A 24532-nucleotide genomic window follows, 5' to 3' on the forward strand; every position below is an offset into this window, starting at 1 on the left:
GTTTTTTATACCTTAGGCAGACAGGTGAGAAGCAGGCGGGCATTTTGCAAATAACGCTCCAGCATACCCCGCAGATCGCCCTGAGGCAGGCTCTCCTCAGTCAGCTCAGCCAGGCTGGGCTGAGGCGGTATCAAGCGGGTGCGGATCCGGCTGGCCAGCTCCTCCAGCGGCGCGTACTCCTCTGGAGAAAGGGCGCCGGTTTGGATCAGGCATTCTACCTGCTCCAGCTCGGAAAACATGTTCCACAGTGTCAGCTGCATGGTGCGGTAGCCTGACCCTTCATCCGGAGGAAGCTGGGCGATGTAGGAGGCTGCCTCATGGTACACCATATGGAACTGAGACAGCAATTCGCTGTACAGGGCAGGGTCCACCGGGTCCCGCAGACTGCGCTGCACCACGCCCCAGTACACCGACTGGAGGTAGAACAGGGAACGGAGATTGCGGCGGAATTGCAGGTCCTTCCGGCTGGGCAGCAGAAAACGATTGACGAGCAGAACCAGCACCACCGCCATGGCCAGATAGAACAGACGCAGCTGGATAGCTTCGGTCTCCTCCACGGTAAGAGTGGCCATGGTAAGTGCAAAAGAGGTGGAGAAAATGGGGTGGACCCAGGTGCCCGGCGTACAGCAGTACATCAGAGCGATCATTACCAGAGAGAAGACAAAAATACCGGGCAGGCCGGGGAGATAGGGATAGACCAGGTGGACCAGCAGACAGCCGATGGCGGTGCCGATGGGGCGGGTGACCATGCGGTGCGCGCTTTCCTCGTAGCTGGGCTGGAGAAGCAGAAAGGCATGGAGCGGGAACCAGTAGGTGTGCTCAAAATCCCAGAGAAAGCTGACGGTGCAGCTTACCGTGAGCACCACCGCCAGGCGCAGGGCAAAGCGGAACTCAAAGCTGTCCGGAGACAGCCGCTGGCGGAAATTCATCCACCAGTCCCGCCAGAAGTGACTGCGGAAGGAGGGACGGGTGGGAGAGAACGGCTCCCGGCACAGGAGCAGCAGCATATGTAGCACACTGCGGGCGAAGATGCGCAGGCGGCCCTGGGGCAGAAAATTCTCCTCCAGCTTGTGCTGGATCTCGTCGGCCAGAGCCTCCAGCGCGGCCGAGCTGTCCGCCTCATGCAGGCGGCGGACCAGGTCGGACAGCGCATCCATTACCTCAGGAAAAGCGGGGGTCTCCCGGGCCTCCTGCCAGGCGGCCTCGTCCGTGACCAGATAGGAGGCTCGCTGAAACAGCAGGGCAAAGAGGTGATAATATCGCTTCTGTTTGTCGGGAAGATGGAACAGATGACGCCGGTCATAGCCCAGACGATGGAATTTTTGAGCGGTATCATACAGCTCCTTACGGACAGCGGCGTTGCTGCCGTCCTTGGCAAGCAGCTCCAGCAGCTGGGAGAGACGTACCAGAGCGGTGTCGATCTGCTTGGCGGGATCGGGCGTTTGGTGCAGCAGACGGTTATACAGTGCCAGCGCAGGGATCAGCAGGGCAAAACAGAAAATCGCAGCTAGGAACTGGGTGCGGAATTCTGACGGTGTAGGGGGGCGCAGCTCCATAAACACAAAGGTCATGGCAAAGCCCAGGTAACCCTTGGGCGCGAACTGGCTGCTCTTCCAGAATACCAGAAATACCGGGACCGCCAGGTTGAGCACTACGCAGAGCACCACATTTCGGGTGGCAGCGTAGGCGAGCAGGCAGATCAGCAGAGGTACCAGGAACAGCCGCACATAGTCAGAGGGCAGATTGTGTGCCCTTCGGCGGATCTGGAACAGAGTGGTAGAGCAGGTCACCACGATAATATATCGCTGACCGAAAATCAGTGAAACCAGCACAAACTGGACCACATAAAACAAAATTGTAGGAAGGGCTTCCTTCAGGCGGCTGCGAAAAAGCGAAGGAAAGCCCCGGAGTGTGGAAAGAGCGGCCATTCGGATCCCTCCTGCCGCGGCCCGGAGACCGCATTTTACTGAAACTTTACCTTTATTATAGCGGAATAACGCGGTAAAGCACAAGCGCTGTCGAAAATTTTCCCGCATTGAAAAAACAGCGGAGGCATTATATAATAGCTTCTGCTATAAAAACCGAGATGGAGGAATCGTATTTGGGACCCCTTGACCGCCTGCCGGTACCGCTGATCCGATGGTACCAGGAAAACGCACGGGTGCTGCCCTGGCGCAGTGACCCTACGCCGTACCATGTATGGATCAGTGAGATCATGCTCCAGCAGACCCGGGTGGCGGCGGTGCTGGACTACTACCGCCGGTTTCTGGAGGAACTGCCGACGGTGGCCGACCTGGCGGCTGTGGAAGAAGACAGGCTGATGAAGCTGTGGCAGGGTCTGGGCTACTACAACCGGGCCAGGAATTTGCAAAAAGCCGCCAAACAGATCATGGACGAGCATGGGGGAAAATTCCCGGATACGTACGAGGAGATCCGGGCGCTCTGCGGCGTGGGTGACTACACCGCCGGGGCCATTGCCTCCATTGCCTTCGGCATCCCTGTTCCGGCGGTGGACGGAAATGTGCTGCGGGTAGTGAGCCGCATTACCGGAGACGAGCGGGATATCACCAAGCCACAGACCAAGGCGGCTGTGGGGGAAGCACTGCGGGCGGTCATGCCCGTCCGGGCACCGGGGGACTTTAATCAGGCCCTGATGGAGCTAGGCGCTACAGTCTGTCTGCCCAATGGGGCGCCGCTGTGTGAGCAATGCCCCGCGCGGGATTTCTGTGTGGCCTGCCGGACGGAACGCACCGGAGAACTGCCTGTCAAGGCAGCCAAGAAGGAGCGGCGAATAGAGGAGCGGACGGTGTTCCTCATTTTTTATCAGGACCGGGTGGCGCTGCGTCGGCGGGAGAAAAAAGGCCTGCTGGCCGGACTGTGGGAGTATCCCAACGAGCTGGCCCCGGCGCCTTGCCCAGTGGAGGCGGTCAGCCTTACCGACGGCCCGGTGGGGAAGCATATTTTTACCCACATTGAATGGCGGATGCGGTCGGTGATCGTGGGTGCCAAGGGGGAGAAACTGCCGGAGGGCTGGGTGTGGGCCAGCCGGGCAGACCTGGAACGGGAATACGCCGTGCCCAACGCATTCCGCGCCTTTCAGAGCGCGGTGGAGGGACGGTTAGGAGGAGAAGAAGGATGGCAAAGCTCTATTTTCGATATGGTGTGATGGGCTCCAGCAAGACGGCCAACGCCCTGATGGTGCGCTACAACTACGAGGAGCGGGGACAGGATGCCCTGCTGGTCAAACCCGCTATCGACCAGCGGGACGGAGCCCGGTTCGTGGCCTCCCGGGCGGGATTAAGTCATCCCTGCGTTTATTTTTCCGACCTGATGGCTATGACGCCCCAGCAGCTCAAGCCCTACGCCTGCATCATCGTGGACGAGGCCCAGTTCCTCAGCAGGGACGAGGTGCGCTACCTCACCGATCTGGTGGATGACTGGAATATCCCTGTTATCTGCTATGGCCTGCGTGCCGATTTCCGGGGAGATCTGTTCCCAGGTTCGGCGGAGCTGCTGGCTACCGCCGACGTGATCGAGGAGGTCAAGACCATCTGTTGGTGCGGTAAGAAGGCCCTGTGCAACGCCCGGTTCGACGAGAACGGAAAGGTCATCAAGGAGGGCGAGCAGGTGGTGCTGGGAGCCAATGATAAGTATATTGGCCTGTGCCGTAAGCACTGGAAAGAGGGCAACTTAGGGCCCGTTAAGTAAGTCGGGGGTCAGACACTCCACAACCAGCAGAAGGCCAAGACGCAGGCCTTGTTCAAAGGAGTACATGCCATGACCGGCGGCGGGATTGTTCCGCAGCTCTTCCGGCCACCGGCCGGGGTCGGGCGGGCCTACAAAGTAGTGGTAGAGCAGTTCCATGGTAGGGGACATTAGAACACCTCCAAACGACTTATTAGACATGTTTATTATAATGCGACTAATTAGTCGTGTCAAGAGGGGGAGTAAGTATGGAGTTTGCATTACGGCTTTCACAGCTGAGGGCGGAGAAAAAATTGACGCAAAAGCAGGCTGCGGAAGCAATGGAAATAACAGTTCGCCAATATCAGCGCTTTGAAAAGGGAGAACAGAAGCCGGGGTTTGACAATCTGCTCCGTATTGCCGACTTCTACGGCGTGTCCGTGGATTGGCTCATGGGCCGCACCCAGCGCAGAGAGGTGTGGACGGTGAACTAGCATTGCCATGCCTCCGGCGGCCCCCCCTGTTGGATGTACCCCCCAGGGGAGTGCGGGATCCGGAAACTGGAAAGGAACGACAAACATGATCTGTAACCTCTGCCCCAGACAGTGCGGGGCATTGCGTACCGAAACTGAGGGCCATGGCCTGTGCCGGATGCCGGAGGCACCGGTGGTGGCTCGGGCGGCCCTCCACAAGTGGGAAGAGCCGCCTGTCTCAGGGACAAACGGCTCCGGCACGGTGTTTTTCTCCGGCTGTTCCCTGGGGTGCGTGTTCTGCCAGAATGAGCAGATCAGCCACCGGGATTTTGGAAAGGCCATTTCGGTCTCCCGGCTGCGGGAGATCTTTTTTGCACTTATCGTACAGGGCGCCCACAACATCAACCTGGTCAACCCCACCCACTACGCCCATGTGGTACGGCAGGCGTTGGACGAGCCCCTGCCGGTGCCAGTGGTGTGGAACTCCGGCGGCTACGAGCGGGTGGAGACCCTTCGGGCTATGGATGGAAAGGTGCAGATCTATCTGCCCGACTACAAATATCACACCCCGGAATACGCAAAGCGGTATTCCGGGGCGGAGGATTACCCGGAGGTTGCCCGGGCGGCGATTCTGGAGATGGTCCGGCAAACCGGACCCTGCGTGTATGATGAAAACGGTCTGCTGAAGCGGGGCGTCATTATCCGGCACCTGCTGCTGCCCGGCAAGCTGGCCGAAGCCAAGCGGGTGATGGACTGGGTGAGAGAGCAGTTTGAGCCGGGAGAGGTGCTCTTTTCCCTCATGAGCCAGTACATCCCCTGGGGAAGAGCTGCCGAATTTCCCGAGATCGACCGGCGGGTACGCCCCTCTGAGGCCCGGGCGGCAGAGGGGTACATGTCCGACCTGGGACTGAAGGGTTTTGCCCAGGGCGTGGAGGCCGCTCAGGCCGACTACATCCCGCCCTTTGATCTGACGGGGGTATAGCTCAGTCCAACAGGGCTGCCATATCCACAGGCAGGGGAAGCTGCCAGTGGAGAGATTCACCGGTGACCGGATGGGTCAGGAAAAGCTGGGCGGAGTGGAGAGCGGGCCTGGTGATGAGGCTCTGATCCTCTGTACCATAGAGAAAATCCCCGGTGAGAGGACAGCCCAGGTGGGCCATATGGACCCGGATCTGGTGGGTGCGGCCGCTGTCCAGCTCCAGCTCTACCAGGCTGCGTCCGTTAGCGGTGCGCAGTACCTGATACCTGGTGCGGGCCCACTGGCCCGCCTGGGCTACCTGCCGGGCGATGAGAGAGCCGGGCACAAGACCGATGGGGGCATCCACCAGCCCTTCGCTGGGTTGGGGTACGCCGTCGCACACTGCCAGGTAGATCCGGCGGAAGGCGGGGGTGTGGAGCTGAAGCTTCAGCCGCTCCTGAGCATGGGAGTGCTTGGCCACTACCATCAGGCCGGACGTGCCCCGGTCCAGCCGGTGGACCAGGTGGATATCCGCCAGAAGGCCGGTTCGACGGTAGTACCAGGCGATATGGTTGCACAGCGTATCGTCAAAATGGCCGGGGCCCGGGTGGACGGACAGGCCGGGAGCCTTATTGAGCACCAGAATATCCGCGTCCTCATAGACGATATCCAGAGGGCCGGGAGTCGGGATCATATCACACTTGGGGTCGGGATCCGATATCAGGACGGAGAGCTCTTGCCCCGCCGCTACCCGCTGGCCGGTAATGGCCCTGGCCCCATCCAGAAGAATGCCGTTTTCCAGCCACTTTACCCGACGGATCACTGTGCCGGACAAATGTAGCTCCCGGCGGAGCAAGGTGTCAATTTTCTCTCCGGACTGGGCGGGCGTGACTGTCAGCACCAGGCGGCGAGGGGGCTGCTGTTCCATAAATCCGCCCTCCTTCTCGTTTTTTCCAGTATAGCACGGCCTGTGCGGCTTTTCAAACGGCGGGTTTTGTAGTATAATAACTCTTAAACCATATGGGCCGCGTCCGCGGCCCTCTCCAGCGGAATCGAGGTGCTCCCATGGCGGAAAAACTGGGCGTTTATGTCCATATCCCCTTCTGCCGCAGTAAGTGCGACTACTGCGACTTTTACTCCCTGGCCGGACGAGAGGACAGGATGGACGACTACCTGAAGGCACTGATCGCCCACATGAAGGAGACAGGTCCCCTGACCAAAGGCAGCCAGGTGGATACAGTATATTTCGGCGGCGGCACGCCCAGCTATTTTGGAGAGAAGCGGCTGCGGGAACTGCTGCGCACCATTGCCAAGCGGTTCGATCTGGCCAAGGACGCCGAGATCACAGTGGAGTGCAACCCGGACAGCGTGAATCTCAAAATGCTCCAGACCCTGCGGAAGGCCGGGGCCAACCGGATCTCCCTGGGTGTCCAGTCCGCCCACCCCTGCGAGCTGAGCAATCTCCACCGGCCCCACGACTTTGAGCAGGTGAAGGAGGCCGTGAAGGCGATCCGGGCGGCTAAGTTCAAGAACCTGAGTCTAGACCTGATTTACGGCCTGCCCGGCCAGGATATGGCGGGCTGGCAGGATACAGTGGAGCAGGTGCTGGCCCTGGAGCCGGAGCACCTGAGCTGCTATGGCCTGAAGGTGGAGCCGGGCACCCCGCTGGACGATCGGGTGGTCCGGGGCGAGAAGCTGCCCGACGATGATGACCAGGCCGACATGTATCTATGGATGGTGGAGCGGCTGGGAGAGGCCGGGTACAAGCAGTACGAGATCTCCAATTTTGCCCGGGCGGGATTCCAGTCCAGGCACAACCTGAAATACTGGATGGGGCGGCCCTATATCGGCTTCGGCCCGGGCGCCCACTCCGACTTCGGCGGGCGGCGGTACTCCTTTGTCCGGGACCTGGAGCGGTATATTACCGGTGTGCTGGGCGGCGGCGCGGTCATTGACGAGTCCGAGCTCATCCCCCAGAGAGAGCGGGGCAGCGAGTATCTGATGCTCCGGCTGCGCACCACCAGGGGCATTGAGGAATGGGAGTACCGACGGGAGTTCTTTATGAACTTCGACCCCATCGAGCAGAAGCTGGAGGAATATGAGCGCCGGGGATGGGCTGAGCGCCACGACCGGCGGTGGAATCTGACGCCTAAGGGATTCCTGGTGTCCAACCAGCTCATCGGTGAGCTGCTGAGCATCCAGGAAGAAGCCACGTTGGAGAAAACCCTGCCCCGTCTGAAGCAAGGCAGACCGGAGCCGGAACAGGAGCGCTGACCGGTCGGCATACGGCAGAAGATGTTTTGTCGATTTCCGGGTATATGGCCCCCGCTTGTTTACAAGCGGGGGCTTTTGTGTTAACATAATGCGCATAACAGCTTTTGACACACGGCATAGGAGGAACGCGATGAAGAAAATGATCCGGCGGGGCGCGGCCCTCGGTCTGGCATTGGTAATGACAGTAACAGCGGCCAGCGCCTCAGTTGCTCTGGGTTGGGACGTACATAAAAGCAGCGTACCGATCTCCCAGGGGACGACGATTGGAAAAAATGTGTTTTGGAGTGATACGTATTCGGACCTGCGGACCGAGTATTACGTCAGCTATACGCCCAATGAAAATGTAAAACCCACAGTGGCTTACGGAAATAAGGTGCTTTCCAAGGCAACTCTGTCTTCCATGGCTCAGACCCTGGAGAGCCAGGGCAAGCGGGTGGTATCCGGCCTCAACGGCGACTGGTACGTGGTGGCCACCGGCGCCACCACCGGCCTGGTGGTCACCGACGGCGTGGTACGGGCCACTCCGTACTACAGCACCTCCTGGGCCATTGGCTTCCAGGAGGATGGAAGCGCCTTTATCGCACAGACCGGATTGACCACTACGGTGACCTTTGGCGGAAAGAGCTATCCCCTCACCGGCGCTATCAACAAGGTCCGGCAGGTGAATAAGAACGGCGTAGGCGGGCTGACCCTGCTCACCTCCGATTTTGCATCCACCACCCAGAACACCCAGGCGGGTGTGGACGTGGTGCTCACCCCGGTGGACGATGGTACCGGCACCTCCGCCCTGGCGCCCACCATCGGCAAAACGGTGCGGTACACGGTGGACCAGGTACTGGAATCCACCGCCCCCATCGCCATCCCTGAAGGGAAGGCAGTGCTTACCATGAACGCCTCCGACGACGCCAATATTTTGGCGGCTCTGCGGGCTCTTCAGCCGGGAGAGGAGGTTACCCTCTCTGTGACCTCTGCCGATGAGCGGTGGAACACTGCCACCGAGGCCCTGGGCGGCGTATACAAGATCGTCACCAACGGACAGGTGGCCTCCGGGCTGGACGCCTCCCGCACCGCATGTTCCGCCATCGGCATCAAGGCCGACGGCACCCTGGTGTTCTATGCCATGGACGGCAGCCAGCCCGGCTACAGTGTGGGCGCTAACCTCACACAGGTAGCCCAGCGGCTGGTGGAACTGGGCTGCGTGGATGCTATCAGCATGGACGGCGGCGGCTCCACCACCATCGGCGTCACCTACCCTGACAAAGACGGTATGCAGGTGGTGAACAAACCTTCCGACGGTGCCCAGCGGTCCAACAGCACCGCGATTTTCCTCACTACCACCCTCCAGCCCACCGGTCAGCTGGCCGGTTATTATGTGACGCCCAGTGACCAGATGCTCCTCTCTGGTGCTCAGGTCCAGCTGTCCGCCACCGGTCTGGATACCTCCTATTACACCACGACTGGCAATCAGGTGAGCTGGTCGGTGACCAGCGGCGGCGGAACGGTCAGTGAGACTGGGATGTACACCGCCGGGACGGAGAGTGGTTTCTCACAAGTCACTGCCAGCGACGGCACCTATTCCGGTACGGCGTACCTGACCACGGTCAAGACTCCGGATTCCATCTCCCTGACCAACGAGAGCACAGGGGCGGCTGTCACATCCCTTAACCTGAATCCCGGTCAGCAGGTGGATCTGAAGGCATCCGCCGTTTATCGCAAACTGGCACTTACCGCTCAGGACAGCTGCTTTACCTGGTCGGTACAGGGTGAGGCTGGTACCGTAGACCAAAACGGTGTATTTACAGCCGGTGCCAAGAGTGCCAGCGGTACTCTTACGGTTTCTGCAGGCGGAAAGTCTGTCAGCATCCCGGTAAGCGTGGCTGGCCATGTCAAGACTTTGGAGAACTGTGAAGGCAATCTCAGCGCCTTTACCAATACAAGCACCGCTTCGGCTCAGGCGGAGACCGGACTGGAATATGTCCACAACGGAAGGCAGAGCCTAAAGCTGACCTATCAGGCGGGTACTACCGGTGTGGCAGGCCTGAGCACCAACCTGCCCATCCCCTCCGGTGAGAGCTGGATCGGTATGTGGGTGTACGGTGATGGGTCAGGCAATACCCTGATGGCCACCGTCAACGGTCAGAGCACCAGCCAGATCCTGCTCACCGCCCTGGACTTTACGGGTTGGCAGTATGTGATGGCTCAGCTGCCGGATGGCGCCACCTCTATCTCTGAGCTGTCGGTGATCTACGGCGGCACAGAAGGAAAGCAGAACGGCACAATTTGGCTGGATCAGATGGTCACTGCCAATGAAAAGATTGTGGATACTGCCGCACCTTCTGTTACGGTCAAGGTCAGCGGTACCCAGCTCACTGCTACGGTCAGTGACGATGTGGACAAAACCATTCCTCAGAGCAATGTGTCGGTGACCTACGACGGTGCAGATATCTCCTTTACCTGGAATGAGAGCGCAGGAACCCTGAGCGCTGCACTGCCCGCTGCGGACAGCGGCTACCACAGGGTCACCGTTACAGTCAGCGACGCCAGCGGAAATTTGGCCCGCGCCTCGGCGGATATCAAGCCCTCCGCCCAGCGGACCTCACCCTTTGGAGATATGACGGGACACTGGGCTGAGCCCTATGCCACCTTCCTCTACGACCAGGGGATCTCCCAGGGAACCGGAGGCGATGTGCCTCAGTATCAGCCCGATCGGAATATCACCCGGGCCGAGTTCTTTGCTATGGTGGCCCACTGGATGGATCTGGACCTGACCCAGTACAGCGGGGTGGAACTGCCCTTTGCGGACAAGGATAAGATCCCCGATTGGGCCCTCAATGAAATCAAGGCCATGTACAGCCTGGGCCTGCTTCAGGGCGCAGAGAGTGCCAGCGGCCTGATGTGCAATCCTACCGCCACCATCACCCGCGCTGAGGCCATCACCCTTCTGGGGCGGACCCAGGCCAAGGGCTATGCCGCCGCAGAACTGACTGCCTTTACCGACGCCGGTCAGGTGCCCGACTGGGCGGCGGAATATACCGAGATCCTGGTGGGACAGGGTGTGGTCAGCGGCTCCAACGACCAGATCAGACCCACTGGCCTGCTGACCCGGGGCGAGGTGGCCAAGCTGCTCTACGCCATGCTGTAAATACAGATCAAACAGAAAGAGGAGATTTTTATGCTGGCTCTCTGCTATCCCAAATGCACCACATGTAAAAAGGCCCTGGCCTGGCTGGAAGAGAAAGGCATCCAGACCGAGGGGCGGGACATCAAGCTGCAGCGGCCTACGGCAGAAGAGCTGCGGCAGTGGCATCAGATCAGCGGTCTGCCCCTGAAGCGGTTTTTCAACACCAGCGGCTTGCAGTACAAGGCCCTGGAGCTGAAGGATAAGCTGCCCGGTATGAGCGAGGATGAGCAGATCCAGCTGCTGGCCTCCGACGGAATGCTGGTCAAGCGGCCGATCCTGGTGGGCGACGGGTTCGTCCTTGTGGGATTCCGGGAAGCCGAATGGACGGAAAGACTGGGGTGAGACGGCATGCTGTACCTGGAAAGCACAAGTACGGATCCCTATTACAACCTGGCTCTGGAACAGGTGGTCTTTGACGGACCGGGCCAGCTGGAGACCTGCTGCATGCTGTGGCAGAATGACAACACCATTGTGGTGGGCAAGCATCAAAACACCCTGCAGGAGGTCAATATGGCCTATGTGCGGGAGCACGACGTCCGGGTGGCCCGCCGCCTCTCCGGCGGCGGTGCAGTGTACCACGACATGGGCAATGTGAATTTTACCTTTATTGCGCCCCATGAGGGCGGGGAGATGGACTTTTCTTCCTTCTGCAGGCCGGTAGCTGCTGCCCTGGCTGAGCTGGGTGTGACCACTGAGATCAGCGGACGCAACGATATGACCATCGACGGGAGAAAGTTTTCAGGCAACTCCCAGTATGTCAAGCACGGGCGGGTGATGCACCACGGCACCATCCTGTACGACTCTGATTTGAGCGTAGTGGGGCAGGCGCTGAAGGTGCCGGAGGACAAGATCACCTCCAAAGGACTGCAGTCGGTGCGCAGCCGGGTTACCAATGTGCGGCCCTACGTGAAAGAGGACTTCCCTACGGAGGCATTTCTGGAGCGGCTGCGGAACGCACTGTGGAAGATGTACCCTATGAAGCAGCTGGAGCTGACTGCAGAACAGAAGGCTCAGGTGGAGCACCTGCGGGCGACGCTGTACAGCACCTGGGACTGGAACTTTGGCGCCTCACCGGCCTGCCAGATTGTCAAAAAGCGTCGGATCGAGGGATGCGGACAGCTGGAGGTGCACATGGACGTGGAGCAGGGAACACTGAAGACCCTGCACTTTTACGGCGACTACTTCAGCATGGAGGAGCCGGAAAAACTGGCGGAGCTGCTGCTTGGCTGCGCCCTGGAAGAGAACGCCCTGACGGAGCGGCTGAACGGCGTGGAGCCTGGTCGGTATTTCAAGGGTATGGACCGGGACAGCCTGTGCCGCCTCCTGCTGCAGTAATGGCAGAACGGCGGGCGCGGAGGCCCATGAGTCTCCGCGCCCGCTTGCTGTGTATAAAACAAACAAAAATCGGAAAAGATGTTGGTGGAGAACAGAAAGAAAAGGCGAAAGAAATTTTCTTTTATTTTAGGCAGAACTATGCTATAATGTACGTGTGAAGGAGCGCACTGAATCATTCAGTGCTGTCTGTTTTGTGTTTACCGGACCGCCATTTGCGGTCCTTGGATACCCTGGAAGGTACAAAGCCCTTCCGGCGGAAGGAATAGAGGGTTGCTGCTTTGACAAAATATGTGATTCACGGCGGAAAACCGCTGTTTGGTGAGATCGATATCAGCGGCGCGAAAAACGCCGCTGTCGCTATCATTCCCGCCGCCCTGCTGGTGGACGGGAGCTGCCGCATTGAAAATATTCCCCAGATCAGCGATGTGACGCTGATTCTGAACATCCTCCAGGAACTGGGCGCCGATGTGCGCACGGTCAACCGTACCACGGTGGATGTGGACTGTTCCCATATCCGCAATGCCCGGGTACCGGAGGAACTGGCTCGAAAGATTCGGGCTTCCTATTACCTGATCGGCGCTCTGCTGGGCCGCTTTGGCTCTGCTGAAGTACCCCCGCCGGGTGGCTGCGACTTCGGCGGACGGCCCATCGATCAGCATATCAAGGGCTTTGTGGCCATGGGAGCTGAGGTGGACGTCCGGGGCGGATTTATCCACGCCAAGGCCGAAAAGGGCCGGATGCAGGGCACCCATGTATACCTGGATATCGTGTCTGTAGGCGCTACCATGAATATCATGCTGGCCGCTGTGCTGGCTGAGGGTATGACCGTCATTGAGAATGCGGCCAAGGAGCCCCACATCGTGGACCTGGCGAACTTCCTCAACTCCATGGGCGCAGACATTATGGGCGCCGGTACCGACGTCATCAAGATCCGGGGTGTGGACCGCCTCTCCGGCGGTACCTATTCCATCATTCCCGATCAGATCGAGGCGGGTACCTATATGGCTGCCGTGGCCGCCGCCGGCGGCGAAGTCCTCATCAAAAATGTCATTCCCAAGCACCTGGAGTGCATTACCGCCAAGCTGCTGGAAATGGGCGTGACGGTGGAGGAGCGGGATGACGCTGTTCTGGTTCGTCGTACCGGGAACCTGACCCGTACCAATGTCAAAACCCTGCCCTATCCCGGATTCCCCACCGATATGCAGCCCCAGATCGCCGCTGTGCTTTGCCTGGCAGAGGGCACCAGTGTGCTTACGGAGGGTGTGTGGGACAACCGCTACCGCTATGTGGACGAGTTCCGGCGGATGGGTGCCCAGATCCAGGTGGACGGAAAGATCGCCGTCATCGAGGGCGTGGATCATCTGACCGGCGCCCGTATCCAGGCCTGCGATCTGCGGGCCGGGGCAGCCATGGTTATCGCCGGACTGGCTGCTCAGGGGACTACGGAGATCGGCTGCATCCACCACATCGAGCGGGGCTATGAAGATATCGTCCGCAAGCTCTCCGGCGTGGGGGCGGATATCCGGGTGGTAGTTACCCCCGATGAGGAGAAGCAGAGCCAGGTAGGCTGAGCGAGAAACAGACCGTCATCCAGGCGGGGGAGGACCCCCGCCTGTTTTTTATGAGAAGGAGCGATTTTGTGCTGGAAGTTTGTACCCTGGCCAGCGGCTCCAGCGGCAATTGCCTGCTGGTGAGCGACGGGGCCACCCACATTCTGGTGGACGCGGGCATTTCCTGCCGGCGGATCACCACTGCCCTGAAGAGCCTGGGGATAGATCCCAAGGGGCTGGCTGGTGTACTGGTTACCCATGAGCACACCGATCACATCGCCGGGCTGGCCACTATGACCAAGCAGTTGGCAGTGCCGGTATACGCCAGCCGGGGCACCGGACGGCAGCTGTGCTACCGCATCCCCTTCCTGGAGGACCTGCTCCACACCTTTACGCCGGGAGAGAGCTTTTCCCTGGGGAGTATCGGCGTGGAGACCTTTCCCACCCCCCACGACGCCGCGGAGAGCAACGGCTACGCCCTGAGCGCCGGAGGGAAGAAGGCGGCGGTGGTTACCGACCTGGGCCATGTGACTGAGGCGGTCGCCGGCGGTATCCGGGGCGCGGAGCTGCTGGTAGCGGAGGCCAATCACGATGTGGAGTGGCTCCAGTCCGGGCCCTACCCTTACTTCCTAAAAAGCCGTATTCTAGGGGACCACGGCCACCTGTCCAACGAGGCGGGAGCCGAGCTGGTGTGGCAGGCGGTGGAGGGAGGCGCCCGTACTGTGGTGCTGGCCCATCTTTCCCAGGAAAACAACACCCCTCAGCGAGCATATGACGTGGTACGCTCCACTTTGGAGCGGCGGGGCGCTCAAATTGGCCGGGACGTGACCTTGACGGTGGCACCCCGGGCAGAGATCGGGGAGCGGTATTGCATATGAAGGGAATCGGTGTACATATCATCTGTGTGGGCAAGCTGAAGGAAAAATTCTATGCTGATGCAGTGGCAGAATATGTAAAACGGCTGGGCGCCTACTGTAAGCTTCAGCTCACCGAGCTGCCGGAGGAGCGGCTGCCCGCTGACCCTTCCCGAGCCCAGATCGATGCCGCGCTGGAAAAAGAAGCCCAGGCTGTCCGGGGGAAGATCCCCAAAGGAGCGGCGGTCATCGCCCTGTGCGTGGAGGGGACCCTCCTCTCCAGCGAGAAGCTGGCGGCAAAGCTGGAGCAGTGGTCGGCAGGCGGGGCCAGCAATCTGGTCTTTCTCATCGGCTCCTCTTACGGTATGCATCCCTCCCTCAAAGATATAGCTCAGCTGAAGCTGTCCATGTCCCCCATGACATTCCCCCATCACCTGGCAAGGGTCATGCTGCTGGAGCAGGTCTACCGCTGTTTCAAGATCCAGGAGGGCTCCGGGTACCACAAGTAAAGAACAGGAAAAAATTTGCATATTATCCTGCGAAATGCCGGAGGACAGGGTAGATATGCGGAGCGTTTTATGGTATAATGACCAAAGCAGCAATGCGCTGACCTGTGAAATTGAGGTATTGGAGGTAATTCCCATGTCCTATCGTGACGTATATGAAAAATGGCTCAACAGCCCCGCCCTCAGCGAAGCGGAAAAGGACGAGCTCCGCGCCATCGCTGGCGACGAGAAGGAGATCGAGAGCCGCTTCTTTGCCCCCCTGGAGTTCGGTACTGCCGGCCTGCGGGGCACCATGTGCGTGGGTCTGCATCAGATGAACATTCACGTGATCCGGCATGCCACCCAGGCTTTCGCCGAGGTCATCAAGGCCGAGGGTCCCGAGGCCATGGAGCGGGGTGTGGCGGTGTGCTTCGATTGCCGCAACAACTCCGATGCTTTCGCTAAAGAGACCGCCTGCGTTATGGCGGGCAACGGGATCAAGGTGCGCCTGTTCGAGTCCCTGCGTCCCACCCCTGAGGTGTCCTTCGCCGTGCGGGAGTATCACTGCATCGCCGGCGTGAATGTCACCGCCAGCCACAACCCTAAGGAGTACAACGGCTACAAGGTTTACTGGCAGGACGGCGCCCAGCTGCCCCCCCACCATGCTTCCGCCATCGCCCAGAAGATGGAGGAGCTGGACCTCTTCGATTCCATCAAGCGGATGGACTATGACGAGGCGGTGAAGGCCGGTCTCATCACCCTGATGGGAGCGGAGACCGATGAGAAGTTCCTGGAGAACGTCATGGGTCAGGTCAATGACAAGGCCGCTGTGGAAAAGGTGGCCGACACCTTCAAGATGGTGTACACCCCCTTCCATGGTACCGGCTACAAGCTGATCCCCGAGGCGCTCAAGCGTCTGGGTATGAAGCATGTGATCTGTGTGCCTGAGCAGATGGTCATCGACGGCAACTTCCCCACCGTGGTCTCTCCCAACCCGGAAAACCCCGAGGGTTTCTACCTGGCAGTGGATCTGGCCAAAAAGGAAGGCGCCGACTTCATCCTGGGCTCCGACCCCGACGCCGACCGGGTGGGCATCATGGTCCGCAACGATCAGGGCGAGTACATCACTATTTCCGGCAACCAGACCGGCGTACTGCTGCTGGACTACCTGATCGGCGCCAAGAAGCGCACCGGCAAGATGCCTGAAAAGCCCGTGGCCCTGAAGACCATCGTCACCACCGAGATGGCCCGGAAGGTGGCCGAGACCAACGGCCTGGCCTGCTATGACACCTTTACCGGCTTCAAGTTCCTGGCTGAGAAGAAAGACAAGCTGGAGAATGCCGGTGAGGGCAAGGTCATCTTTGCCTACGAGGAAAGCTACGGCTACATGCTGGGCGACTATGTCCGGGACAAGGATGCCGTAACCGCCGCTCTGGCCCTGACCGAGATGGCGGCCTGGTACGCCGGGCAGGGTATGACCCTGTACGACGCCCTGCAGAAGTGCTACGAGAAGTACGGCTTCTACGCTGAGAAGACGCTGAACCTGGTGATGCCCGGTCTGGACGGCCTGAAGAAGATGGCTGATCTGATGGCCGGTCTGCGGGAGAAGCCCCCGGTGGAGATCGCCGGTGTGGCAGTGGCCCAGCAGAAGGACTACAAGGACGGCAGCGTGGTCAATGTGGCCGACGGCAGCAAGAGCACTATGGAGCTCTCCGGCTCCAACGTGCTGCGCTATGAGATGGCCGACGGCACCAGCCTCATCGTTCGCCCCTCCGGTACCGAGCCCAAGGTCAAGGTGTATATCCTGGCTAATGGCGCATCCAAGGCCGAGGCCGACGAGAAGGTGACCAAGTACGCCGCCTGGGCGGAGAGCCTGAAGGGGTAATATCGCCGCCTTTTACAACGGAACTAAGAAAACGGCCCCCGCCGTATCGCAGGATACGGCGGGGGTCGTTTTTGTCGTTTCGGGCGGAAAAGTTTATGGACGGGACTGGAAACTTTTTATAAAGCCACGCGTCTAAATAACGGGCGGAAAATTTAAGGTTTCCTTAAGAACTTGTCATTGCTTTGTAATTCTAACCAGCCCACGCTGTGGTAGAATCTGTGTGGAGCGTAATGCAAATAAGGAGGATACGGAAATGAGCCAACAGCAGACGCCCGTGATAGAGCAGGCCGTCCAGACCGGCGGCGTTGTACCGGCGGCCCCGAAAGGACCGAAAAAGAAGCGCCGCGGAAAAGGAAAGATGATCGCAGGAATCCTGGTGACAGCTGCCGTGGTAATCGCGGTAGCTGTGATCCTGTGGTATTTTGTGTTCCGGGAGACGGAGGACCTGGGTGAGATCATGACGGATACTGTCCAGCTGGGTTCCATCCAGTCCATGGTGGAGGGTTCCGGTATGACCAAAGCCCGGAATTCTGCCAGTGTGACCCCCGGCAGCGGTACCATCCTGGAGCTCTATGTTCAGGAAGGCGATCAGGTCACGGAGGGCCAGCAGCTCTACAAAATGGACGACACCACGGCCCGGGAGGCCGTCACCGCCGCTCAGGAATCGGTGGACAACGCCCAGAAGGACCTGCAGGCGGTATATGATAAGATCGCCGAGCTCACCGTCAAGGCTCCCCACAGCGGAAATCTGCGGGAAGTGGCTGACCTGAAGGTGGGGGATACGGTTAACGAGGGTGACACCATTGCTACCATCGTTAACGACACCAAGCTGCGGCTTTCCCTCTATTACAGCTACGCCTATGAGGGTGAGATCAAGCTGGGACAGACGGCCCAGATCTCCATCCCTGCCATTATGGATTCCCGCACCGGTACGGTGGAGAAGATCAACAAGGTGCGCTTTGTCTCCCCTGAAGGTGCCACCCACTTTGAGGTGGTCTTCGTGCTGGACAATCCCGGCACCCTGACGGAGGGAATGGAGGCTTCTGCCGGCCTCACCGCCGCCGACGGCACTCCCATCTATGCCTATCAGAACGGCAAGCTGGAATTCTATGAGACCACCGTGGTGAAGGCCAAGGCCTCCGGCCCGGTGGAGCAGTTCAATCTGCTGGATTACGCCGATGTGAAGGCCGGCCAGGTCATGGTCAAGCTGGGCGCCAAGAACACCGACGAGGAGATCTCCACCAAGGAGGAGGCCCTGAAGTCCGCCCAGGAGAAGCTGAAGGAGGCCAACGACGAACTGGCCAAGTACAACGCAGTCTCTCCCATCTCGGGTACCGTCCTCTCCTGCAGCCTGCAGGAGGGTATGGAGGTCCAGAGCGGACAGGGCATCAGTATCGCCGACACCACCCAGATGGTGGTGGAGATCAATGTGGATGAGCGCAACGCCCGTTATGTTAAGGCTGGTATGATGGTCAATATCGACCAGTACGGTACCCCCTACATGGGTATTGTAGAGAGCGTCTCCATGACCGCTTCCGGCGAGAATGGTGTGGCTTCCGTGCCCGCGGTGGTCACGGTGGATAACTTCGACGGCTCCATGATCCCTGGTACTTATGTCAGCTATTCCTTTGTGGCCAGCCAGTCTGACAACTGTATGACTGTACCCATTGCCGCTGTTATGTACGTCAGCTTTGCTAACGTCACCCTGCCTGATACGCTGGATGCGGCTCCCCCGGAGGGCGGCGACGGCATGACTGACGGTGAGATGCTGCCCGAGGACGGTATGACCGACGGTGAAATGCTGCCCGAAGACGGTATGATCGATGGTGAGATGCTGCCTGCGGAGGGCGGCGACATGATGGTGAGCGACGGCAGCGTGGTGGTGCCTCAGCGCACTTCCGGCGGCGCCTTTGCAAAGCCTCTGATGTCGGTGGCTGTCGGCGGCGGCGTGATCGTGGACGGCGGCGGCTCCATGGGCGGTTCCATGGGCGGAGCTGGTGACGAGAGCACCGGTACCATCGTATTTGTGAAGGCTGACAAGCCTCCCGTCAACGCCATCCTGGAGCCTGACCCCGCCTGGGAGTGCCCCGAGGGCTTCTGGGCCGTGCCGGTGGAGGTGGGTCTGGCCGACACCACCCGAGTGGAGATTAAGCGTGGCCTGAATGTGGGCGACACGGTCTACATCGGACGGGAGACCCAGAGCGCCGACAGTTGGAGTTGATGCTATGCTCATTGATGTAAAGAACCTCTTTAAGATCTATCATGAGGGGGAGGAAAGCGAGGTGCGGGCCCTGGACGGCGTCTCCCTGACCATCGACAGGGGAGAGTTCGTGGCTATCATCGGCCAGTCCGGCTCCGGCAAGTCCACCCTGATGAACATTCTGGGCTGCCTGGACATCCCCACCTACGGGGACTACCATTTGGACGGAGTGGACGTCACAGAACTCAGCGACCGCCAGCTGGCCCATATCCGCAACAAGCAGATCGGCTTCATCTTCCAGGGGTTTAACCTGATCCCCGCCCTCAACGCATGGGAGAATGTGGAGCTTCCTCTGATTTATCAGGGAGTGCCGGCGTCCAAGCGGGCAGATCGAGTGGAGGCTGCCCTGGAACGGGTGGGTCTGGCCGACCGGGCGGAGCATAAGCCCACCGAGATGTCCGGCGGCCAGCAGCAGCGGGTGGCCATTGCACGGGCCATTGCCACCCAGCCGCCCATTATCATGGCCGACGAGCCTACCGGTGCTTTGGACTCCAAGACCGGCAAACATGTGCTGGAGATCCTCCACGGCCTCCATCAGGAGGGCACCACCATTATCCTGATTACCCACGACAACGGCATTGCCGCCACCGCCGAGCGGGTGGTCCGTATCTCCGACGGACACATACTGTATGACGGTGACAGAGAGGGGGCCTTTTCATGAATCTGACACAGGCCTTCAAGATCGCTATCAAATCCATCGCGGCCAAAAAGGCCCGCTCGGCCCTTACCATGCTGGGCGTCATCATCGGCCTGGCGGCGGTCATTATCCTGGTGTCCTATGCTGAGGGCCAGAACCAGCAAATGCGGGCCTACTATGAAAGCCTGGGCAACAACGTCATCAACATCCAGGCCAGCAGCTGGGACAGCAAGGGTGTATCCGACAAGCTATACGACTACTGCCTGGAGATGGATGAGTACATGCTGGGTGTGACTCCGGTGGTACAGATGTATAATCAGACCGTCATCAAGTATGGTGCCAAGACGCTGGACAACTACAACTCCAGCTGGGAGGAGAGTCCCCAGGTGGTAATGGGAAACCAAGCCTTTTCCCTCTGCAACAACTTTACCTTGGCCAAAGGCAGAGACATTTCCTATCTGGATGTGGAAAACTACAACCAGGTGTGCGTACTGGGTTCCAAGATCGCCACTTCTCTGTTCAACTATGTGGACCCAGTGGGGAAGAGCATTACCATCAACGGCGTGCCCTTTGAGGTCATCGGCGTCTATCAGGAGAAGGACCCCAACAACATGACCGGCATGGACCGCTATATCGTCCTGCCCTATACCATGAACCGGGTGCTCAACAGCTCCACCCAGATGGACACTTTCGTGGGCAAGGCCAGGGATGCCCGGTCCACCACCAAGGCCATCACCATGCTCAAGGGATTTCTCAAGGGGCTGATCCCGGAGGGATCGGGTTACTATGATGTGCGTACCCCCAACCAGTGGCAGGAGGAAGGCAATGAGCAGATCAAGATGCAGCAGCGCTTCTTGGGCGGCATTGCCGCAATCTCCCTGGCGGTGGGCGGCATCGGTATCATGAACATCATGCTGGTCACCGTTACCGAACGGACCCGGGAGATCGGTATCCGCAAGGCTATCGGTGCCGAACGCAAGAGCATCATTGCACAGTTCCTCATTGAGGCCTGTATGATCTGCGGTATCGGCGGACTCTTCGGTATCGCGGTGGGATACATCGGCACCCTGATCGTGGGGAAGGCATCCTTTGACCTAATTCTATTGCCAAGTCCAGGCATTACCGTGGGAGCTTTCCTGATCTCGGTGGCCCTGGGTATCGGCTTTGGACTCTACCCCGCCATCAAAGCTTCCGGCCTCCAGCCGGTGGACGCCCTGCGGGCGGAATAAAGGAGAGAGACTATGAGAGTGAAACGATTCATTTCCGGCCTGCTGGCCGCCGTCATGCTGGCAGGGCTGGTTACCTTGGCTCCTGCAACTGCCGCAGGGAACCCCGGCTTTACCGACATCAAGGACTCCGCCACCGCCAACGCTGCGGAGACCCTGCGGGTGCTGGGTGTGGTAGATGGTACCGGCGGCTCCACTTTTAACCCCAACGGAACCCTCACCCGTGCGGAATTCTGCAAAATGGCGGTGGAGATCCTGGGACGGGGCAGCGAGGAGCCTGCTCAGCGCAACCGCACCATTTTTACCGATGTGGGGCCGGAGCACTGGGCCAGAGGGTATGTGAACCTGGCTGCCTCCATCACTATCGGCGGCGGAAGCGGTGAGAATGCGCCTGCCGGTACCCGGCTCATCATGGGCGTGGGTGATGGCAGCTTCCAGCCTAACCGGGCTATCACCTACGGTGAGGCGGTCACCATGCTTATGCGGGTACTGGGCTACGGCGATCAGGATGTAGCTTCCGGTTCCAACTGGTATGACGGCTATGTGGGTCTGGCCGGGTCCTCCGGCCTGGCCGACGGGCTGAGCATTTCCGGCGCTTCTACCCTTACCAGAGGGCAGGCTGCTATTCTGTTCTACAACCTGCTGTTTACCAACCCCAAGGACAGCGACAGCCCCTATCTGACCAGCCTGGGCGGCAGCCTGGAGGACAACGTGATCGTGTTGTCCACCGACGCCACTGCGGAAGATGGTACCACCGGCTCCGTACTTACCACCTCTGGTACCTACAAGACCGATCGGGCAGCCTTCAGCAACGAACTGTGCGGCACCAGAGGCCAGATCGTGCTGGATAAGAACAAAAAACTGCTGGCGATCCTCCCGGAGGAGAGCGCTACCTTCCGCAGTGTTACCGTGATGGGCAGTCCGGAGGCCAATGCCATCCCTGTGGTTGGCGGAGACAAGATCTCCGTTACGCTGACCACTCCGGTGTACCGCAGTGATAAGCCTGAGTCTACGACCTACGAGAAGGAGTGGACCGGCTTGCGCACCGGAACCTCCCTGGTGCTGGCCTTTAACGGTTCGGGCAAGCTGGACTACATCTATATACCTTCCGGAAAGGCCGACGCTAGCGACGACAATGTAATGGTGGTCAAGAATAAGCCCACCGGCACCAGCAATCCCTTTAGTGTGATTACCGGTGGAAAGTCCCCCACTATCTACAAAAATGGTGCTCCCGCCCAGGTGAGCGATATCCGGCAGTACGATGTGGGTACCTATGACAAGACTTCCAACACCCTGTTTGTATCTGATCTGAAGCTCAGCGGTCTGTACGAGGATGCCTATCCCAACACTGCCGCACCTTCCACCATTAAAATCATGGGAGTTACCCTGAATGTGCTGCCCAGTGCGGTGGAAGACCTGTCTGTCTTTAAGGTGGGCGACAAGGTTACGCTCCTCCTTACCACCACGGGTCAGGTGGCGGGCGCCGTATCTCCCAGTGTGGCCCAGTCTAATGCAATCGGTGTGGCTCAGGTCGAGTCCAAAGACAGCGTCAGTATCGAACTGCTGGACGGATTGCTTACCCTTACCGGCAGCACCACAATGAGCGAGTCTGCCGCCCAGCAGCTCAATGGCCGGCTGGTGACGGTATCCTCCTACAAGAAAGGCTACCTCTCCCTGAGCAAGGTCACTGGCAACGGCGCACCTGCCGCTCTGAATATGGAGACCGGAAAGATGGGAACAAAAGAGCTTTCTCCCAGTGCACGGTTCTTTGAACAGGTGGGGAACGGTGCTCTGGTGGAAATCCAGCGCAGCGATATCTCTGTGAACACCATACCGGCCTCTAAAATCCCCTATGTGGGTTACGATTGGGCTGGCCGTGCGGACAAAGTGGTGATCAATGATGTCACCGGCGACCGCTATATCTATGGTGAGATCTATTATAAGCGGGCCGATCCGGACGGAGACGTGACTTACGATACCGTTAAAGTCACCAACAGCAGTGGATCGCAGGAATTTACGACCTATTACATGGACGGGATCAAGACCGGCGTTATGGGCGGTGTGGCCCTCTCTATGGATAAGCTGGGTGGCCAGAGCAAACTGGCGGCGTTTATGCCGCTCCAGTCGGTAAAGGGTGTGGGCCGCGCACAATTTGATCTGGACAATATGACCCTTACCACAAATTCTCTGATCATTCCCGTGGCGGATAACGTAGAGTGCTACAATAAGGCAAGCGGTGAGTGGTACAAAGCCGAAGGTGAGGATGGAAGTAAGGAGGCCCTGAAACTGGCACTGGCTTTCTCCAATAACCTGACGGTATACTATGACCGCTCCCCTGAGGCGGGCGGCAAGGTCCGCGTTGTAGTAGCGGAATAATCAGACAGAAAAAGTCCCCCGGCACGAATGGGCGGGGGTCATAAGAAAGTAATATTGCTTTTTGCAGGAACGGCATGGCTTCGGTCATGCCGTTTCCTGTTTCATCAGTTCGTCCACGGGGATAAAGCCCACAAGGTCATAGGAGATTCGGATACCCTGTCTGCGCTTCCCACTGCTCTTGTCAGGCGCTTCGATGTAGATTCCTTTGACAAGCTCCCGCAAGGCGTAAGGGGTCATTTCCTGCAAATCCTCGTATTTGTGTACCCGCTGGATGAACTGCTCCAAATTTTCAATCTGTCGTTCCTGTACTTCGATTTCCTGCTGCAAGGTCTGGATTTCCACTTTAAGCTGCGCCTGCTCGTCCTCATAGGTCTTGCTCATCAGTGCAAACCGTTCATCAGAAAGTTTCCCGGCCACATTATCCTCATAGATACGGATAAACAGCCGGTCAAGTTCCCCAAGACGGCGTTCTGCCTGCGCCAGACGCTTCTTGTATCCCCGGACAGCTTCTTCACTGGACAGCCGGAGTCTATGCTCCATAACTGTCCGAAAATGGGATTCATGCCGGGTTACATAGGAGATTACTGTTTTCATGTGCATCCAGACCAATTCTTCCAGTACAACTGCCCGGATGAAATGGGCTGAACAGGTTCCCGTGTTGCTGCGGTAGCTGGCGCATACAAAATGGTCTTGCCGCTTCTCAAAGTAGTTGGTGGTGCAGTAGCGCATTTTTGCCCCGCAATCAGCACAGTAAACCACGCCGGAGAACAGGCTGCTTTTTCCTGTTTTTGTCCTTCGGTGGCGCTGCTTGCGGATTTCCTGCACCTTGTCAAAGACTTCCTGCTCAATGATAGCCGGATGGGTGTTGTAGAATACCGCCTGCTTCTCAATGGGCGTTTCCCGCTGCTTCTTGTCCCAGATGGAGTTGGTGTAGGTCTTGAAATTAACCGTACAGCCGGTGTATTCCCGCCGTTCCAGAATATGAACAACGGTATTGGGGTTCCAGTGGTATGGATCAGCGGTTTCAGGGCTTGGGGTCTTAATGCCATCTCTCCGCTTATAGGCGGTAGGGTTGAGCACCCGTTCCGCCTGCAAGAGTTTGGCGATCTGCATCGGCCCCCGTCCTTCCATACACAGCTTGAAGATGCGCTTGACCACAGGAGCGGTTGCCTCGTCCACGACCCACTTTGTTCGATCCTCCGGGTCTTTGCGGTAGCCAAAGGGAACATTGGTTGTCAGCGGGATGCCCTGCTCGCCCTTGGCCTTCTGTACCGCACGGATTTTGCGGCTGGTATCCTTGGCAAAAAACTCATTGAACCAGTTTTTGATTCCTGCAACATCGTTGTCGGTGCTG

The 24532-nt window shown here is 58.9% G+C and carries 20 protein-coding genes; 16 read left to right on the forward strand and 4 right to left on the reverse strand.

Translation table 11 applies throughout. The features are described from left to right. Window positions 1–5 precede the first annotated feature (5 nt). Window positions 6–1928, reverse strand: coding sequence for an FUSC family protein (locus ACTNB1_RS05190; protein ID WP_441168199.1), 1923 nt, complete (start codon window positions 1926–1928; stop codon window positions 6–8). 173 nt (window positions 1929–2101) lie between these two features. Here ACTNB1_RS05190 and mutY point away from each other — a divergent pair, with 173 nt between their 5' ends. Continuing rightward, window positions 2102–3166 (forward strand): A/G-specific adenine glycosylase, encoded by a 1065-nt coding sequence (mutY, locus tag ACTNB1_RS05195; RefSeq protein WP_441168200.1) that lies wholly within the window; start codon window positions 2102–2104, stop codon window positions 3164–3166. Further along, the gene (locus ACTNB1_RS05200; RefSeq protein ID WP_441168201.1) at window positions 3136–3708 is read left to right on the forward strand and encodes a thymidine kinase; all 573 of its coding nucleotides are present in this window, start codon (window positions 3136–3138) and stop codon (window positions 3706–3708) included. Before mutY ends, ACTNB1_RS05200 begins: the two co-directional genes overlap by 31 nt. Here ACTNB1_RS05200 and ACTNB1_RS05205 read toward each other — a convergent pair. Further along, a complete protein-coding gene (locus tag ACTNB1_RS05205; RefSeq protein WP_441168202.1) occupies window positions 3691–3876 on the reverse strand; it encodes a hypothetical protein in 186 nt (61 codons plus the stop codon). The two genes, ACTNB1_RS05200 and ACTNB1_RS05205, sit on opposite strands and share 18 nt — an antisense overlap. 77 nt (window positions 3877–3953) lie before the next feature. Here ACTNB1_RS05205 and ACTNB1_RS05210 point away from each other — a divergent pair, with 77 nt between their 5' ends. Both ACTNB1_RS05210 and ACTNB1_RS05215 read left to right on the forward strand, forming a co-directional pair. Further along, complete coding sequence (locus ACTNB1_RS05210) at window positions 3954–4178, forward strand: helix-turn-helix domain-containing protein (protein ID WP_441168203.1); 225 nt, start codon at window positions 3954–3956, stop codon at window positions 4176–4178. Window positions 4179–4263: 85 nt separating this feature from the next. Beyond that, the gene (locus ACTNB1_RS05215) at window positions 4264–5139 is read left to right on the forward strand and encodes a radical SAM protein (RefSeq protein ID WP_441168204.1); all 876 of its coding nucleotides are present in this window, start codon (window positions 4264–4266) and stop codon (window positions 5137–5139) included. 1 nt (window position 5140) lies between these two features. On the opposite strand, the gene ACTNB1_RS05220 is transcribed toward ACTNB1_RS05215, so the two are convergent. Continuing rightward, on the reverse strand, window positions 5141–6043 hold the full coding sequence (locus ACTNB1_RS05220; RefSeq protein WP_441168205.1) for an RluA family pseudouridine synthase: 903 nt from the start codon (window positions 6041–6043) through the stop codon (window positions 5141–5143). Between the two features lie 137 nt (window positions 6044–6180). Between ACTNB1_RS05220 and hemW the strand changes: the two genes are divergently transcribed. The 12 genes from hemW (at window position 6181) to ACTNB1_RS05280 (ending at window position 23178) form a co-directional block, all read left to right on the forward strand. Continuing rightward, window positions 6181–7389 carry a radical SAM family heme chaperone HemW gene (gene hemW / locus ACTNB1_RS05225; protein WP_441168206.1) on the forward strand — a complete coding sequence of 403 codons (1209 nt, stop codon included), beginning with the start codon at window positions 6181–6183 and terminating at the stop codon, window positions 7387–7389. 130 nt (window positions 7390–7519) lie between these two features. Continuing rightward, on the forward strand, window positions 7520–10531 hold the full coding sequence (locus ACTNB1_RS05230; protein ID WP_441168207.1) for a phosphodiester glycosidase family protein: 3012 nt from the start codon (window positions 7520–7522) through the stop codon (window positions 10529–10531). A gap of 30 nt (window positions 10532–10561) precedes the next feature. Continuing rightward, window positions 10562–10912, forward strand: a complete 351-nt coding sequence (locus tag ACTNB1_RS05235; protein WP_441168208.1) for an arsenate reductase family protein — start codon at window positions 10562–10564, stop codon at window positions 10910–10912. 6 nt (window positions 10913–10918) lie between these two features. Next, on the forward strand, window positions 10919–11905 hold the full coding sequence (locus ACTNB1_RS05240; protein ID WP_441168209.1) for a lipoate--protein ligase: 987 nt from the start codon (window positions 10919–10921) through the stop codon (window positions 11903–11905). Between the two features lie 278 nt (window positions 11906–12183). Continuing rightward, a complete protein-coding gene (locus tag ACTNB1_RS05245; RefSeq protein WP_441168210.1) occupies window positions 12184–13476 on the forward strand; it encodes a UDP-N-acetylglucosamine 1-carboxyvinyltransferase in 1293 nt (430 codons plus the stop codon). 68 nt (window positions 13477–13544) lie between these two features. After that, window positions 13545–14333: an MBL fold metallo-hydrolase gene (locus tag ACTNB1_RS05250; protein WP_441168211.1), complete on the forward strand. Its 789-nt coding sequence runs from the start codon at window positions 13545–13547 to the stop codon at window positions 14331–14333. Continuing rightward, the gene (gene rlmH, locus ACTNB1_RS05255; RefSeq protein ID WP_441168212.1) at window positions 14330–14818 is read left to right on the forward strand and encodes a 23S rRNA (pseudouridine(1915)-N(3))-methyltransferase RlmH; all 489 of its coding nucleotides are present in this window, start codon (window positions 14330–14332) and stop codon (window positions 14816–14818) included. Before ACTNB1_RS05250 ends, rlmH begins: the two co-directional genes overlap by 4 nt. A gap of 133 nt (window positions 14819–14951) precedes the next feature. Next, window positions 14952–16679 (forward strand): phospho-sugar mutase, encoded by a 1728-nt coding sequence (locus ACTNB1_RS05260; protein ID WP_441168213.1) that lies wholly within the window; start codon window positions 14952–14954, stop codon window positions 16677–16679. 253 nt (window positions 16680–16932) lie between these two features. Then, window positions 16933–18900, forward strand: coding sequence for an efflux RND transporter periplasmic adaptor subunit (locus tag ACTNB1_RS05265; RefSeq protein WP_441168214.1), 1968 nt, complete (start codon window positions 16933–16935; stop codon window positions 18898–18900). Window positions 18901–18904: 4 nt separating this feature from the next. Further along, complete coding sequence (locus ACTNB1_RS05270) at window positions 18905–19600, forward strand: ABC transporter ATP-binding protein (RefSeq protein ID WP_441168215.1); 696 nt, start codon at window positions 18905–18907, stop codon at window positions 19598–19600. Further along, window positions 19597–20805 carry an ABC transporter permease gene (locus ACTNB1_RS05275; RefSeq protein WP_441168216.1) on the forward strand — a complete coding sequence of 403 codons (1209 nt, stop codon included), beginning with the start codon at window positions 19597–19599 and terminating at the stop codon, window positions 20803–20805. The genes ACTNB1_RS05270 and ACTNB1_RS05275 overlap by 4 nt, the downstream gene beginning before the upstream one ends. A 12-nt stretch (window positions 20806–20817) precedes the next feature. After that, window positions 20818–23178, forward strand: coding sequence for an S-layer homology domain-containing protein (locus ACTNB1_RS05280; protein ID WP_441168217.1), 2361 nt, complete (start codon window positions 20818–20820; stop codon window positions 23176–23178). 84 nt (window positions 23179–23262) lie between these two features. Here ACTNB1_RS05280 and ACTNB1_RS05285 read toward each other — a convergent pair. Beyond that, window positions 23263–24532, reverse strand: a 1270-nt coding sequence (locus ACTNB1_RS05285) for a recombinase family protein (RefSeq protein WP_441168218.1), incomplete at its 5' end; no start/stop codon positions are given.

This window comes from Flavonifractor sp. HCP28S3_F3, assembly GCF_052065355.1.
Lineage (GTDB): Bacteria > Bacillota > Clostridia > Oscillospirales > Oscillospiraceae > Flavonifractor.